Annotated in this window: 13 protein-coding genes; 12 read left to right on the top strand and 1 reads right to left on the bottom strand. The window is 70.6% G+C overall.

The window, feature by feature from the left end:
• Positions 1–3: 3 nt before the first annotated feature.
• Positions 4–651, bottom strand: coding sequence for a dihydrofolate reductase family protein (locus KCH48_RS27465; protein WP_210577573.1), 648 nt, complete (start codon positions 649–651; stop codon positions 4–6).
• Positions 652–771: 120 nt separating this feature from the next.
• On the opposite strand from KCH48_RS27465, the gene KCH48_RS27460 reads away from it, so the two are divergent.
• From KCH48_RS27460 to KCH48_RS42970, 12 genes are all read left to right on the top strand, one after another.
• A complete protein-coding gene (locus KCH48_RS27460) occupies positions 772–1656 on the top strand; it encodes a LysR family transcriptional regulator (protein ID WP_210577572.1) in 885 nt (294 codons plus the stop codon).
• A gap of 43 nt (positions 1657–1699) precedes the next feature.
• Positions 1700–2794, top strand: coding sequence for a hypothetical protein (locus tag KCH48_RS27455; RefSeq protein ID WP_210577571.1), 1095 nt, complete (start codon positions 1700–1702; stop codon positions 2792–2794).
• Between the two features lie 48 nt (positions 2795–2842).
• Positions 2843–3610 (top strand): TIGR03936 family radical SAM-associated protein, encoded by a 768-nt coding sequence (locus KCH48_RS27450; protein ID WP_210577570.1) that lies wholly within the window; start codon positions 2843–2845, stop codon positions 3608–3610.
• A gap of 262 nt (positions 3611–3872) precedes the next feature.
• Positions 3873–7820 (top strand): Rne/Rng family ribonuclease, encoded by a 3948-nt coding sequence (locus KCH48_RS27445; RefSeq protein ID WP_210577569.1) that lies wholly within the window; start codon positions 3873–3875, stop codon positions 7818–7820.
• Positions 7821–8022: 202 nt separating this feature from the next.
• Positions 8023–9090, top strand: coding sequence for a glucose-1-phosphate thymidylyltransferase (locus tag KCH48_RS27440; protein WP_210577568.1), 1068 nt, complete (start codon positions 8023–8025; stop codon positions 9088–9090).
• Positions 9087–10073, top strand: a complete 987-nt coding sequence (gene rfbB, locus KCH48_RS27435; RefSeq protein WP_210577567.1) for a dTDP-glucose 4,6-dehydratase — start codon at positions 9087–9089, stop codon at positions 10071–10073. Before KCH48_RS27440 ends, rfbB begins: the two co-directional genes overlap by 4 nt.
• The gene (gene rfbD / locus KCH48_RS27430; protein WP_210577566.1) at positions 10070–10972 is read left to right on the top strand and encodes a dTDP-4-dehydrorhamnose reductase; all 903 of its coding nucleotides are present in this window, start codon (positions 10070–10072) and stop codon (positions 10970–10972) included. Before rfbB ends, rfbD begins: the two co-directional genes overlap by 4 nt.
• Positions 10969–12957, top strand: a complete 1989-nt coding sequence (locus KCH48_RS27425; protein WP_210577565.1) for a glycosyltransferase — start codon at positions 10969–10971, stop codon at positions 12955–12957. The genes rfbD and KCH48_RS27425 overlap by 4 nt, the downstream gene beginning before the upstream one ends.
• Positions 12958–12967: 10 nt before the next feature.
• On the top strand, positions 12968–13573 hold the full coding sequence (gene rfbC, locus KCH48_RS27420; RefSeq protein WP_210577564.1) for a dTDP-4-dehydrorhamnose 3,5-epimerase: 606 nt from the start codon (positions 12968–12970) through the stop codon (positions 13571–13573).
• Between the two features lie 170 nt (positions 13574–13743).
• Positions 13744–14064, top strand: a complete 321-nt coding sequence (rplU, locus tag KCH48_RS27415; protein ID WP_030601628.1) for a 50S ribosomal protein L21 — start codon at positions 13744–13746, stop codon at positions 14062–14064.
• Between the two features lie 14 nt (positions 14065–14078).
• A complete protein-coding gene (gene rpmA / locus KCH48_RS27410; protein ID WP_210577563.1) occupies positions 14079–14333 on the top strand; it encodes a 50S ribosomal protein L27 in 255 nt (84 codons plus the stop codon).
• A gap of 104 nt (positions 14334–14437) precedes the next feature.
• Positions 14438–14560 (top strand): hypothetical protein (locus KCH48_RS42970; RefSeq protein WP_210577710.1); only part of this gene is annotated, 123 nt, incomplete at its 3' end.

Below are 14560 nucleotides of genomic sequence, written 5' to 3'. Positions count from 1 at the left end.
GGTTCAGAGGCCCACGCGCGTGAAGGTCAGGTGCGTGACCCCGGTGGGCGAGGAGGCGGACTCGATCTTGTAGTCCTCCTCGGTGGCCTCCAGTCCGTCCCAGAGGCGGACGCCTCGGCCGAGGAGGATCGGGGTCACCACGACGTGCATGTGGTCGATGAGGCCGGCGGCGAGGAAGTCGCGGATCACGGTGGGGCCGCCGCCGATGCGTACGTCCTGGCCGTCCGCGGCCTCGCGGGCCGTCTCCAGTGCCTTGGCGGGCGACGTGTCGAGGAAGTGGAAGGTCGTGCCGCCTTCCATCTCGATCGGCGGGCGCGTGTGGTGGGTGAGGATGAACGTCGGTGTGTGGAACGGCGGGTTGGGCCCCCACCACCCCTTCCAGTCCGGGTCCTCGTGCCATCCGGGGTAGCCGAACTTGCCGGCGCCCATGATCTCGGCACCGACCCCGGGCTCGAACTGCCGCGCGAAGGCGTCGTCGAGCCCGCGGGTCCCGCCGGGCCGGCCGGTCATGTTGTGCCAGAACCCGGTGGTGAACATCCACTCGTGCAGCCTTTCGCCGGCGTGGCCGAACGGTGCGTCATGGCTCAGACCGTCACCGGTACCGAAGCCGTCGAGGGAGATGGAGAAGTTGTGGACACGGGCGAGCGACATGGCTGGTGCTCCTTTGCGTCAGCTTTCGTTGTGTCAGCTCTTCATGAAGCGATGATGGCCGTCCCGGTGCCATGACGTCTAATGTCATTTCTTCCCAGGTCTCATAGATAGAATTGATCCATGCTGAGCCTGACGCATCTCAAGGTGCTGGAGGCGGTCGCCCGTCATGGATCGGTGACCGAGGCGGCGAAGGAACTGCACTACTCCCAGCCGTCGGTCAGCCACCACCTGGGGCGGCTGGAAGCAGCCACCGGAGCCAGGCTCATCCAAAGGGCTGGCCGCGGTATCCGGCTCACCCCCGAAGGCGAACTCCTCGCCCAACGGGCGACCGAGATACTCGGTCGCGTCGACGCCGCATCGGTCGAATTGGCCGCCCGCGTGGGTCTTCGCGCCGGACGGGTACGGCTCGCCGGTTTCCAGACCGTCCTCAGCACGCTCGTACCGAGGGCCGCCGCCGAACTGTCCCGTGCGTACCCGGGCATCGAACTGAACCTCGTCGACGCCCACCCGGTCGAGGGCCTGCAGATGCTGCGTTCCGGGCACGTCGACATCGCCTTGATCTTCCGGCACGCCGACACTCCGCTGGAGGAGGAGGGAATCCGGCTCATCCACCTGCTGGACGACCCCCTCTATCTCATCAGCGATCAGCCTCATCCGCGTCTCGAAGACCACCGTGACTCCGCCTGGGTCGGCGGCTGCGAGCGCTGCCGAGCCGCCACGGTCACGGCATGCGAACGCGCCGGCTTCTCCCCGCGCATCGCCTACTCCTGCGACGACACGGTCGTCGCCCAGGCGCTGGTGGCCGCCGGGATGGGTGTCGCCATCCTCAACGGACTCGCGCTGCGGGCTCACCGGGCGCCGGGCATCCACACCACACAGCTCACCGGCAACACCCGCCGGATCTACGCCGCCACGTACGGCGACCCGCCGGACCCGCCCGCCACCACCGCGCTGATCGAGATCCTCGCAGCCCCGGGTACGGCCGCCTCCAGTTTCGGACCGTGACGCTAACTGCATCCGGACGGCCTGTTGCAGCGTCTACGCAGGTATGGATCTCGAGAAGTCACCCCCGCCGCAGCAGCAGAACCCCGAGGGGTGCCTTGTCGTCGCGATTCGGATTCCCGTACGGATCGTGGTGCTTGTGCTGGTCGTGCCGGTACGAATGGTGTGGGACGGGCTGGTCGTCGCCGGGCGGTTCCTGAACGACACGGTGTTCCGGCCGCTCGGGCGGGCGCTGCTGTGGGTGGGGCGGGCGGTCTTCGTGTGGCCGTTCGTGGGGTTGTGGCGGTATGTCGTCGTGCCCCTCGGCAGGGGGCTGGCATGGCTCGGGAACGTGCTCGTCGTCGTGCCGTGTGTGTGGCTGTACCGATATGTGCTGACTCCGGTCGGGCATGCGATCGCCTGGGTGGCCCGGGGGATCGGAGCCGGTCTCGCGTGGATCTACGTACGGCTGCTGACGCCTCTCGGGCACGGGTTCATGTGGGTGCTCAGGGGCATCGGGACGGTGCTTGCCGCCATCGCGGTCGGTGCGTACGGCGTCGTGGCCTGGCTGGTCCGGTATCTGCTCGTCGTACCTGCTCTGTGGCTGTACGAGTGGGTCCTCACGCCCGTCGGACGGGCCATCGCGTGGTGCGTGAACGGGATCGTCCGGGGCATCGGTGCGGCCCTCTACTGGACCGCGCGGATTCTGATCGTGCTGCCCGCCGTCGGATTGTGGCGGTACATCCTCGCGCCCGTCGGCCGGGTGCTCGCCGTCATCGGGCGGGAGATCGGGGAGGCGCTCGGGCATGCGTGGCGGGTGGCGGGGCGGATCTCGCGGGCCGTGGGGCGGTTCCTGGGGACGCTGCTGCGGTGGATCTTCGTGGAGCCGGTGCGGTGGGTGTACCGGAGTGTGCTGACGCCGGTGGGGCATGTGGTGCGGGACGCCGTGCTGCGGCCCGCCGCCGGGGCCGCGCGCGCTGTGGGGCGGGTCGCCCGGCAGGCGCTGGAATCCGCGCGGGAGTCCGTGCGGCGGGCCAGGGCCGACGTCCGGCAGATGCTGTTCGGCAGGCCGCCGGAGCCGGAGGAGGTCGTACGGCGGGAACCTGCGGGCGCCGAGACACGTACTCTTGGTAGCAGTACGACCGCTCTCACGAAGGACTGAACGACACTGGGCAAGCGACAGCCCGAAGGCCCGCCGCCCGCACCCGCGGTGCAGCGCATCCGACTGCGCTACACCAAGCGCGGCCGCCTCCGGTTCACCAGCCACCGTGACTTCCAGCGCGCCTTCGAGCGTGCGCTGCGCCGAGCCGAGGTGCCGATGGCGTACTCGGCGGGGTTCACGCCGCATCCGAAGGTGTCGTACGCCAATGCCGCACCCACCGGCACTGGCAGTGAGGCGGAGTACCTGGAGATCGCGCTCACCGAGGCGCGCGACCCGGAGAAGCTGAGGGTTCTGCTCGACGAGTCGATGCCCGCCGGGCTCGACATCATCGAGGCGGTCGAGTCCCGCACCTCGGGGCTCGCCGACCGGCTCACGGCATCCGAATGGGAGCTGCGGCTCGACGGAGTGGACCCGGCCGACGCCGAGCGCGCGGTCCGGGCCTTCACCGCCGCCGAGTCCGTGGAGGTCCAGCGGAGAACCAAGAACGGCCTACGGACCTTCGACGCCCGCCCGGCGGTCGTCAGCCTTGAAACGCACAGTTCGGCAGCTGATAGGCCGACCGACCAGCCCTGTGCGATACTGCGGCTGGTTGTTCGGCACGTGACGCCTGCCGTACGACCCGACGACGTCCTGTCCGGTCTCCGCGCCGTGGCCGACCTGGCGCCGCCGGTCCCCGCAGGGGTGACCAGGCTGGCGCAGGGGCTGTTCGATGAAGAGACCGGCACGGTGACCGACCCGCTCGCGCCCGACCGCGAGGCAGACACGGCCCCCCCATCGGCCGAACCATCGTCTGCCGCCGCGAAGGCGCCGGCGTAAGGAAGGTTCCGCGTAGGACGGACGTCGTAGCGCCGCCCTGGTACTCGGGAGCCACCTGGGTCGGGCAGCGCACCGACCACAAGACTTTCGCCAGGCCGTACGCAAATCGGCGTACGGAACCGGCGAGACAGGACACAGAGAGCTCCCGAGCGGCGCCCGCGCCCCGGACGGCGGCACCGCGCATCGCGCGAGCCGCGGACGTCACCGGCATCCACGCCGGACCAGGTGCGGCGCCCGGGAGCCTGACGGGAGAAACCCCCGCATGCTCGAGCCGACCGAACCGAACGAGTCCGTCACGGACTCCGAACCGAACACCCCCAGCGACACCCTGCCGCCGCGTCGTCGGCGCCGTGCCGCTTCCCGCCCGGCGGGATCGCCCGCCGGCACCACAGAGGCCGCGGCGGAGACCGTCGCGCCGGCCATACCGGCCGTGGCCGAGTCCGCCGACCTTGCCGAAGAGGCGGTCGGGGCCGGTGCGCCCGAGGCGAGCGTCGTGAGTGACGTGACCGAGAACATCGAAGAGGCCGCGGCGGTTGCGGCGGCCGAAGAGACTGAAGAGGCCGGAGACGCCGTGATGGCTGAAGAGGCCGCTGAGGTCGCACAGGCTCAAGAGGCTGAGACGCCTGCTGAGGCCGCGGAGACGGCCGCGCCCGCCGGTCGTACGCGTCGCCGTGCTGTCCGCCGTGCGTCGGCGCCTGCCGGGGCTCCGGCGGCGGCCGAGGCCGCCGAGACCGTCGTACCGGCCACCGAGACCGTCGAGCCAGCTGCCGACGTGACCGCCGAGCCGGCTGCGGAGGCTGTCGAGGAGGCCGCTCCGCCCCGTGCGCGTCGGCGTGCCACTCGGCGGGTGTCCGCGCCCGCCGCCGCTCCTGCGGAGGTGGAGTCCACCGAGACGGCGGAGGCGCCCGCCGCTGAGGCGGAGACGGTCGCCGAAGTCGCCGAGGAGGCCGCCCCGCGTCGTGCGCGTCGCCGGGCCACCCGGCGCGTGACCGCCGCCGAGTCCGCCGTAGAGGCTGCTCCCGCTGAGGCGGAGAAGGTCGCCGAGGAGGTCGCGGAAGAGCCGCGTGCCGCGGAGAAGCCCGTCGCCGAGGCTGCCGAAGGGACTTCCCCCAAGCGTTCGCGTCGCCGTTCCGCGCGTGCGGCCGCCGTCGGGTTCGCTGAGCCCGCGCAGCCTGCCGCGGCGGAGGGCGCCGAGGGCGAGGAAGAGAAGACGCGTCGGCCGAGGCGGCCGGTCGCGCCGGTGTTCCAGGCGCCCGTTTTCACCGAGCCGAAGTTCCAGACGCCCCAGCGGGCTGCCGCCGAGGCGGCCGCGGAGGCCGAGGTCGTGGAGCCCGAGGAGTTCCCGGAGGAGGAGCCGGCCGGGACGCGTCGTCGGCGTCGGCGCCGTGGGGCTGCCTTCGCTGAGGAGGCCGAGCCGCAGGCCGCCGCCGAGACCGCCGTGGAGGACGCGGCGGACGAGGCCGAGGAGCAGGCCGAGGACACCGTCGACAGTGACGAGGCCGAGGAGACCGGCTCGCGTCGTCGCCGTCGTCGTGGCGGGCGTCGCCGTCGCCGTGGTGAGTCCGCGGAGTCGGGCGGCGAGGACGAGTCGGAGGAGACCGAGGAGGTCGCCGCCGAGCAGGCCGTGCAGGACGCCGAGGACACCGCCGAGCAGGTCGAGGAAGACGAGGAAGAGGCCGAGGGCCGCGAGGAGCAGGGCGGTGGGTCCGGCGGCTCCAGCAGCAGCCGTCGCCGGCGCCGTCGTCGCCGTCGCTCCGGTGACGGCGGGGATGCCGGTGAGCTGTCCGACGACGACCCCGAGCGCACCGTCGTCAAGGTCCGCGAGCCCCGCCCGAAGGCCGAGCCGTCCGACGAGGTGCAGTCCATCAAGGGCTCCACGCGTCTGGAGGCCAAGAAGCAGCGCCGCCGTGAAGGCCGTGAGCAGGGGCGCCGCCGCGTCCCGATCATCACCGAGGCCGAGTTCCTGGCCCGCCGCGAGGCCGTCGAGCGCGTCATGGTCGTCCGGCAGAGCGGTGAGCGTACGCAGATCGGCGTCCTGGAGGACGGCGTGCTCGTCGAGCACTACGTCAACAAGGAGCAGGCGACCTCGTACGTCGGCAATGTGTATCTCGGCAAGGTGCAGAACGTCCTGCCCTCGATGGAGGCCGCCTTCATCGACATCGGCAAGGGCCGCAACGCCGTGCTCTATGCCGGTGAGGTCAACTTCGAGGCGCTCGGCATGGCGAACGGGCCGCGGCGCATCGAGTCCGCGCTGAAGTCGGGCCAGTCCGTCCTCGTGCAGGTCACCAAGGACCCGATCGGACACAAGGGCGCCCGGCTCACCAGCCAGGTCTCCCTCCCGGGCCGCTACCTCGTGTACGTCCCCGAGGGCTCCATGACCGGCATCAGCCGCAAGCTGCCCGACACCGAGCGGGCGCGGCTGAAGACCATCCTCAAGAAGATCGTCCCCGAGGACGCGGGCGTCATCGTGCGCACCGCCGCCGAGGGCGCGAGCGAGGACGAGCTGCGCCGGGACGTCGAGCGGCTGCAGGCGCAGTGGGAGGACATCCAGAAGAAGGCCAAGAGCGGCAACGCGCCGACGCTGCTGTACGGCGAGCCGGACATGACCGTCCGCGTCGTCCGCGACATCTTCAACGAGGACTTCACCAAGGTCATCGTCAGCGGTGACGAGGCCTGGGACACCGTCCACGGGTACGTCGCCCATGTCGCGCCCGATCTCGCGGACCGGCTGCAGAGGTGGACCTCCGAGGTCGACGTCTTCGCCACGTACCGGATCGACGAGCAGCTGATGAAGGCCCTCGACCGCAAGGTCTGGCTGCCCAGCGGCGGTTCGCTGGTGATCGACAAGACCGAAGCGATGATCGTGATCGACGTCAACACCGGCAAGTTCACCGGTCAGGGCGGCAACCTCGAAGAGACCGTGACCAGGAACAACCTGGAGGCGGCCGAGGAGATCGTGCGCCAGCTGCGGCTGCGGGACCTCGGCGGCATCGTCGTCATCGACTTCATCGACATGGTGCTGGAGAGCAACCGGGACCTGGTGCTGCGGCGCTTGCTGGAGTGCCTGGGCCGGGACCGTACGAAGCACCAGGTGGCGGAAGTGACCTCGCTGGGTCTGGTACAGATGACCCGTAAGCGGGTCGGACAGGGGCTGCTGGAGTCCTTCTCGGAGACCTGCGTCCACTGCAACGGGCGCGGTGTCATCGTGCACATGGAGCAGCCGACCTCCACCGGAGGCGGCGGCAAGCGCCGTAAGCGCGGGCGTGGCGGTGACGGGCAGGTCCACGAGCACGAGGCCGCGGCCGTCGTCGAGGGCGCCGAGGTCTTCGAGACCGTCGAGCAGGAGGCGGAGAGCGAGGCCGAGGTGGCCGCCGAGGTCGCCGAGCCGGTCGCGCTGACCGCTCCCGAGTACGCGCCGGACGAGGAGCTGTACAGCAGCGTCGCCGAGGCGGAGGCCGCGGTCGGGCGAGGCCGTTCGCGGCGCCGGGCCGGCCGTCGGGCTTCGGCTCCGGCGGGTGCGCCCAAGCGTGAGGCGGACAGGGCCGACCGCGCCGAGCGGGCCGCCGAGGTCGAGCGGGAGGTCGAGCGTCCGGTGCAGCCGGAGTCGGCCGCCGAGGCGCAGGCCGAGCCGGTCGCGGTCGAGGACCCGGTCGTTCCGGTCGCCGAGGAGGCCGCGCCCAAGGGCCGTACGCGTCGCCGCGCGACCCGCAAGGTGTCCGCACCGGCCGGTTCGCCCGCGGGCGCCGAGGCTGCCGTGGTGACGGTCGCCGAGTCCGCGCCCACGGCGGTCGCCGAACAACCGCAGGCCGAGGCTCCGGTCGAGGCTCCGGCCGCCGAGGAGAGCGCGGCTCCGGCTCGTACGCGACGCCGCGCGGTACGGAAGGCCACCGCGCCGACCACGTCCGAGGACGCGGCTGTGGTGGTCGTGCCGTCGGCCGCGGAGGCTCCTTCCGAGGCCCCTGCTGAAGCAGAGGGCGCCGAGGAGGCCGCTCCGGCCAAGAAGACGGCCCGTAAGACGGCCAAGAAGGCCACGGCGAAGAAGACCGCCGCCAAGAAGACGGCGGCCCCCAAGACCGCCGCCAAGAAGGCGACGGCCAAGAAGGCGGCGAAGTCCACCGCCACCAAGAAGGCCACGAAGTCGACGTCGAAGAAGACCGCGGCGGCGGAGCAGGCGCAGCCGTCCGTCACGGCCTCCGCCGACGAGAGCTGACGCCCCTTCGGACGAAGTACCTGATCCGCCCCCGGTCCGACCGGGGGCGGATCATTTTTTTCCATTGCTTGGACAACCACTGCGGGGTTCGAGCCGTCATACAAGTGTCGAATGGGTGAACGAACGGAGGGTCGACGTTCACGCCGTTCGGTTACGATGTGATCCGAGAATTGCGACAAATCAACTTAGTTGGGCTCAATACGTGAAGGCACTCGTGCTCTCCGGGGGAGCGGGCACGCGCCTCCGCCCGATCACCCACACTTCGGCCAAGCAGCTCGTGCCGGTCGCCAACAAACCCGTGCTCTTCTACGGCCTGGAAGCGATCGCGGACGCCGGGATCAGCGAGGTCGGCATCGTCGTCGGTGACACCGCGGACGAGATCCGCGAGGCGGTGGGAGACGGCTCCCGGCTCGGGATCAAGGTCACCTACATCCCTCAGGAGGCACCGCTGGGGCTTGCCCACGCCGTGCTGATCGCCCGGGAGTTCCTCGGTGACGACGACTTCGTGATGTACCTCGGCGACAACTTCATCGTCGGTGGCATCACCGGTCTGGTGGAGGAGTTCCGGGCCGAGCGGCCCGACGCGCAGATCTTGCTGACCAGGGTTCCCAATCCCACCTCGTTCGGTGTCGCCGAACTCGACGGCGAGGGCCGGGTGGTGGGCCTGGAGGAGAAGCCGAAGCAGCCCAAGAGCGATCTGGCGCTCGTCGGTGTCTATCTGTTCACCCCGGCCATCCACGAGGCCGTCCGCTCCATCGAGCCGTCCTGGCGTGGCGAGTTGGAGATCACGCACGCCATCCAGTGGCTGATCGACGAGAAGCGTCACGTCCGCTCCACCACGATCTCCGGCTACTGGAAGGACACCGGCAACGTCACCGACATGCTGGAGGTCAACCGGTCCGTCCTGGAGACCTTGCCGCCGCTGAACGAGGGCGTGGTGGACGCGGACAGCGAGATCATCGGCCGGGTGCGCATCGAGGCCGGCGCCCGCGTCGAAGGCAGCCGGATCGTCGGCCCCGCGATCATCGGTGCCGGCTCGGTGGTCGAAGACGCCTACATCGGCCCCTTCACCTCGGTCTCCGAGAACTGCCGGATCAAGGACAGCGAAATCGAGTACTCCATCGTGCTCCGCGGCTCGTCCGTGATCGGCGTGCGCCGGGTGGAGGCCTCGCTCATCGGGCGCGACGTCGAGGTCACGCCCGCTCCCCGTAACCCCTCGGCCCACCGACTCGTGCTCGGTGATCACAGCAAGGTGCAGATCTCCTCATGACAACCCGCATTCTGGTGACCGGCGGTGCCGGGTTCATCGGTTCGCACTACGTCCGTACCGTGCTCGGCCCCGAGGGCCCCGGTGATGTCGCGATCACCGTCCTGGACAAGCTGACGTACGCGGGGAACCCGGCCAACCTCGACGAGGTGCGCACGCACCCGCACTTCGCCTTCGTGCAGGGCGACATCTGCGACCCCGAGCTGGTCGGCAAGCTGATGGCCGAGCACGACCAGGTGGTGCACTTCGCCGCCGAGTCGCACGTCGACCGTTCCATCGACGGCGGCGCCGAGTTCGTCCGGACGAACGTGGTCGGCACGCACACGCTCATCGACGCGGCGCACCGGGCCGGGATCAAGACCTTCGTGCACATCTCCACCGACGAGGTCTACGGCTCGATCGACGAGGGCTCCTGGCCCGAGACTCACCCGCTGGAGCCCAACTCGCCTTACTCCTCGGCGAAGGCGTCCAGCGACCTGATCGCGCTGTCGTACCACCGCACCCACGGCCTGGACGTCCGCGTCACCCGCTGCTCCAACAACTACGGGCACCACCACTTCCCCGAGAAGGTCATCCCGCTCTTCGTCACGAACCTCCTCGACGGCAAGAAGGTCCCGCTGTACGGCGACGGCGGCAACGTCCGCGACTGGCTGCACATCGACGACCACGTCCAGGGCATCGAGCTGGTCCGCACCAAGGGCCGCGCGGGCGAGGTCTACAACATCGGCGGCGGCACCGAGCTGTCCAACAAGGAGCTCACCGAGCTGCTGCTGAAGGCGTGCGGCGCCGACTGGGAGACCAGCGTCGAGTACGTCGAGGACCGCAAGGGCCACGACCGCCGCTACTCCGTCGACTGCACGAAGATCCGCGAGGAGCTGGGCTACCAGCCCCGCAAGAGCTTCGAGCAGGGGCTCGCGGAGACCGTCCAGTGGTACCGCGACAACCGCGCCTGGTGGGAGCCGCTGAAGGAGCGGGCCGCGCTGTGACCGACGATCGCCCCTGGCTGGTCACGGGCGCGGGCGGAATGCTGGCCCAGGACGTCCTGGGCCGGCTGGCCGAGGCGGGCGAGCAGGTGGTCGCCCTGGACCGCGCGGCGCTGGACCTCACCGACCGGGTCGCCGTACAGCAGGCGCTGGAGCTGCACCGCCCTGCCGTGGTCGTCAACTGCGCGGCCTGGACCGCCGTGGACGACGCCGAGACCCGCGAGGCCGAGGCGCTCGCGATCAATGGCGACGGCCCGGCCCACCTCGCCGCCGCCTGCGCGAGCACCGGCACCGTCCTGCTCCACGTCTCCACCGACTACGTCTTCGCGGGGGATGCCGAGGAGCCGTACGCCGAGGACGCGCCCACCGCCCCGCGCAGCGCCTACGGCCGCACCAAGCTCGCCGGTGAGCAGGCCGTCCTGAAGACCCTCCCGGAGCACGGCTATGTGGTCCGCACCGCCTGGCTGTACGGCACGGGCGGTCCCAACTTCGTCCGCACCATGATCCGCCTGGCGGGCGAGCGCGAAACCCTGGACGTGGTGAACGACCAGCGCGGCCAGCCCACCTGGAGCGCCGACCTGGCCGGCCTGCTGCTCGCCCTCGGGCGCGGCGCCCTGGCAGGCACCGCCCCGGCCGGCGTCTACCACGGCACCAGCTCCGGCGAGACCACCTGGTACGGCTTCACCCGGGAGATCTTCCGGCTGCTCGGCACCGACCCGGACCGGGTCCGTCCCACCACCAGCGAGGCATTCGTACGCCCGGCGCCCCGCCCGGCGTACAGCGTCCTCGGCCACGACCGTTTCCGCGCGGCCGGCATCGAGCCGCCGCGGGACTGGCGTACGGCGCTCGCCGAGGCATTCCCGGAGATCCACCGGGCCCAGACGAAGGAGAATCCGGCGTGACGGTCAAAGTCAGCGTCGTCATCGCGGTCTACAACCCGGGCAAGTACGTGGAGGACTGCATCACGGGCCTGCTGCGGCAGAGCCTCACCCCCGACGAGTTCGAGGTCTTCTTCGTCGACGACGGGTCCACCGACGAGACCCCGGCCCGCCTGGACCGGCTGGCGGCCGAGCACTCCCACTTCCACGTCATCCACCAGGACGCCTCCGGCTGGTCCGGCCGCCCCCGCAACACCGGCATCGACGCCGCCCGGGGCGAGTACGTGATGTTCGTCGACCACGACGACTGGCTCGGCGACGAAGCCCTGGAGCGGATGTACGAGTACGGCAAGGCGAACGACGCCGACGTGGTCATCGGCAAGATGGCGGGCATCGGCCGCCCGGTCCCGCAGGAGCTGTTCCGGATCAACCGGCCGCGCGCCACGGTGGCGAACGCGCCGCTGATGGACAGCCTCACCCCGCACAAGATGTTCCGTCGGGCGTTCCTCGCCGAACACGACATGCGCTTCAAGGAGGGCCGCCGCCGGCTCGAGGACCATGTCTTCGTCGTCGAGGCGTACCTGCGGGCGAAGAGCGTCGCCGTCCTCGGCGACTACCTGTGCTACTACCACATCACCCGCGACGACGGCTCCAACGCGGGCTTCCAGCGCTTCGACCCGGTCGGCTACTTCACCAACCTCCGCGAGGCCCTCGACGTGGTCGAGGAGCTCACCGAGCCAGGCCCGCTGCGCGACCAGATGTTCAGCCGCTGGCTGCGCAACGAGATGGTCGAGCGGCTGCGCGGCAACCGGCTCCTGAAGCTCCCCGAGGACTACGCCGAGGAGCTCTACCGCGAGATCCGCGGCGTGGTCGTCGAACGCTTCGGACCCGGCGTCTTCGCCCGTATCGCTCCGACGCAGCGGGTGGTGGCCGGGCTGATCGCCGCCGACCTCTACCGGGACATCCGGGAACTGGCCCGCTGGGAGGCCGGGATCAAGCCCACCGGCACCCTGGACTCCCTGGCCTGGGAGAACGGCACCCTGAACATCGGCTTCAGTGCCGAGTACGAGGTCGACGGCACGCCGATGACCTTCCGCCGGGACGGCGAGCGCGACCTGCTCGGCCTGCCGCTCTCCGACAAGGCGATCGAGGCCCTGGCCGGACAGGGCATCACCCTGGACGCCCCGGTGGACGCCAGTGACGTCGACCTGGTGGTCCGGCACCGCGAGGAGGCCACCCAGTTCTACCTCCCGCTGGACAGCGAGCGGCACCGCGCGGACGCCGGGGACGGCTCCTTCCGCCAGCGGATCACCGCGCGTGCCGTGCTCGACCCGGAGACCGCGGCCGGCGGCACGCCCCTGACCCGGGGCATCTGGGACCTGCATCTGCGCATCAAGACCTGCGGCTGGAGCAAGGAGACCCGGCTCGGCGCCGTACGCGGGGAGGACGTGGAGGCCGGGCGGCTCGCCGCGCTCACCGGTGAGCCGCGGCGGCTGGTCCTCCCGTACTGGACCGACGGACCCGGCAACCTCTCCCTCGACGTCGACCAGCACACCAACAAGCTGGAGCGCGAGGCCGTGGCGCTCATGGACCCGGCCGCGGCCATGGTCGACGGCTCCACCGTGCGGCTCCGGCTGCCGCTGCACCTCGCGGCGGACGCGCAAGACCCGGTGCGGCTCCGCTTCGAGCGCAAGAACGTGGGCAAGTACCCCGCCGACGCCGTGCTGGACGGCCGAACGGTGAGCGCCCCGCTGCCGCTGGAGAAGCTCACCGGGATGCGCTGGGCGGTGCGGATCGGTGTGCCGTCCGCCGCCCGGGGGCAGGCGAAATGGACCCGGCTTCCGGTCGACGTGGTGGTGGACGCCGATGGCAACGCCCAGGTGATCGACCGGCACACCCCGTCGGCCGAGCCCGCGCCGAAGAAGAAGCCCGCACCGCCGCGTCCGCTGTGGCGCCGGGCCGCGGGGCGGCTCAGGCGTGCCCTGTCGAACCAGCAGAAGAAGAGCTGAGGACCCCGTCATGCGACCTCTTTCGATCGACGGCGCGTGGGTGCACGAGCCGAAGGTCTTCCCCGACGGCCGGGGCAGCTTCCACGAGTGGTTCAAGGCACCCCTCTTCACCGAGGCGGCCGGCCACCCACTCACCCTGGCCCAGGCCAACATGTCCGTCTCCGCCCGGGGCACCCTGCGCGGCATCCACTTCGCCGATGTGCCGCCCGGCCAGGCCAAGTACGTCAAGTGCGTGCGCGGCACGGTCCTCGACGTGATCGTGGACATCCGGACCGGCTCGCCCACCTTCGGCCAGTGGGAGATCGTCCGTCTCGACGACCGGGACCACCACGCCGTCTACCTCTCCGAGGGCCTCGGCCACGGCTTCATGGCACTCACCGACGACGCCACCGTGGTCTACCTCTGCTCCGAGGGCTACGCCCCCGAGCGCGAGCACGGTATTCACCCGCTCGACCCGGCCCTCGGCATCGACTGGCCGGCCGACCTCGCGCCGCTGCTCTCCGCCAAGGACGAGCAGGCGCCCACCCTGGCCGAGGCCCGGGAACAGGGGCTGCTGCCCTCCTACGAGCAGTGCGTGGCCTACCGCGCGGGCCTCGGGCGCCGAGGCCCGGTTTGACCCGTTCGGCCTCGGCCCCGTAGCCTTGACCGTCGGCGTGTCCACAGGTGACAAGCCACATCCCCGTAAACCTCTTCCTCTCGGGCCAGTACCGGCCGGGAGAGGCTGCTCGCTCTGCCGGGCGGCTGGACTGCGGGGGTGCCGTTCCCGAGCGAGAGAGTGAGATCCGCGTGTACGCCATCGTGCGCAGCGGTGGTCGCCAGCACAAGGTTGCTGTCGGCGACATCGTTGAGGTTGACAAGATTTCCACTGCCAAGGTTGGCGACACGGTCGAGCTCTCGACCCTGCTCGTTGTCGACGGCGAGGCCGTCACCAGCGACCCGTGGGTGCTGGCCGGCATCAAGGTCCAGGCCGAGGTCGTGGACCACCACAAGGGCGTCAAGATCGACATCCTTCGCTACAAGAACAAGACCGGCTACCGCCGTCGTCAGGGCCACCGCCAGCAGTACACGGCGATCAAGGTCACTGAGATCCCCGCGGCTGCGAAGTAAGGGACTGAGGAGAGATGGCACACAAGAAGGGCGCATCGTCCACCCGTAACGGTCGTGACTCCAACGCTCAGCGCCTCGGCGTGAAGCGCTTCGGCGGTCAGGTCGTCAACGCGGGCGAGATCCTGGTCCGCCAGCGCGGTACCCACTTCCACCCCGGTTCGGGCGTCGGCCGTGGCGGCGACGACACGCTGTTCGCGCTGCAGGCCGGTGCTGTGGAGTTCGGCACCGCCCGTGGCCGCAAGGTCGTGAACATCGTTCCGGTCGCCTGATCGGAAGCTTTCGCGAGGCGGACCTCACTTCCCTCACGGGAAGCGGGTCCGCCTTTCGCGTGTTGATCAGAAGACATTCGCGTACGTAACTGGAGGCACCCCCCATGACCACCTTCGTGGACCGCGTCGAACTGCATGTCGCCGCGGGTAGCGGAGGCCACGGCTGTGCCTCCGTCCACCGTGAGAAGTTCAAGCCGCTCGGCGGGCCCGACGGAGGTAACGGCGGG

Source organism: Streptomyces sp. GESEQ-4, from assembly GCF_017948455.1.
Classification (GTDB): Bacteria; Actinomycetota; Actinomycetes; order Streptomycetales; family Streptomycetaceae; genus Streptomyces.
This window is presented reverse-complemented; position numbering and strand designations above follow the sequence as displayed.

Coding starts and splice junctions, on each gene's coding strand:
- KCH48_RS27465 (WP_210577573.1), bottom strand. CDS start 651: ATGTCGCTCGCCCGTGTCCACAACTTCTCCATCTCCCTCGACGGCTTC.
- rfbB (WP_210577567.1), top strand. CDS start 9,087: ATGACAACCCGCATTCTGGTGACCGGCGGTGCCGGGTTCATCGGTTCG.
- rpmA (WP_210577563.1), top strand. CDS start 14,079: ATGGCACACAAGAAGGGCGCATCGTCCACCCGTAACGGTCGTGACTCC.
- KCH48_RS27460 (WP_210577572.1), top strand. CDS start 772: ATGCTGAGCCTGACGCATCTCAAGGTGCTGGAGGCGGTCGCCCGTCAT.
- KCH48_RS27445 (WP_210577569.1), top strand. CDS start 3,873: ATGCTCGAGCCGACCGAACCGAACGAGTCCGTCACGGACTCCGAACCG.
- rfbC (WP_210577564.1), top strand. CDS start 12,968: ATGCGACCTCTTTCGATCGACGGCGCGTGGGTGCACGAGCCGAAGGTC.
- KCH48_RS27455 (WP_210577571.1), top strand. CDS start 1,700: ATGGATCTCGAGAAGTCACCCCCGCCGCAGCAGCAGAACCCCGAGGGG.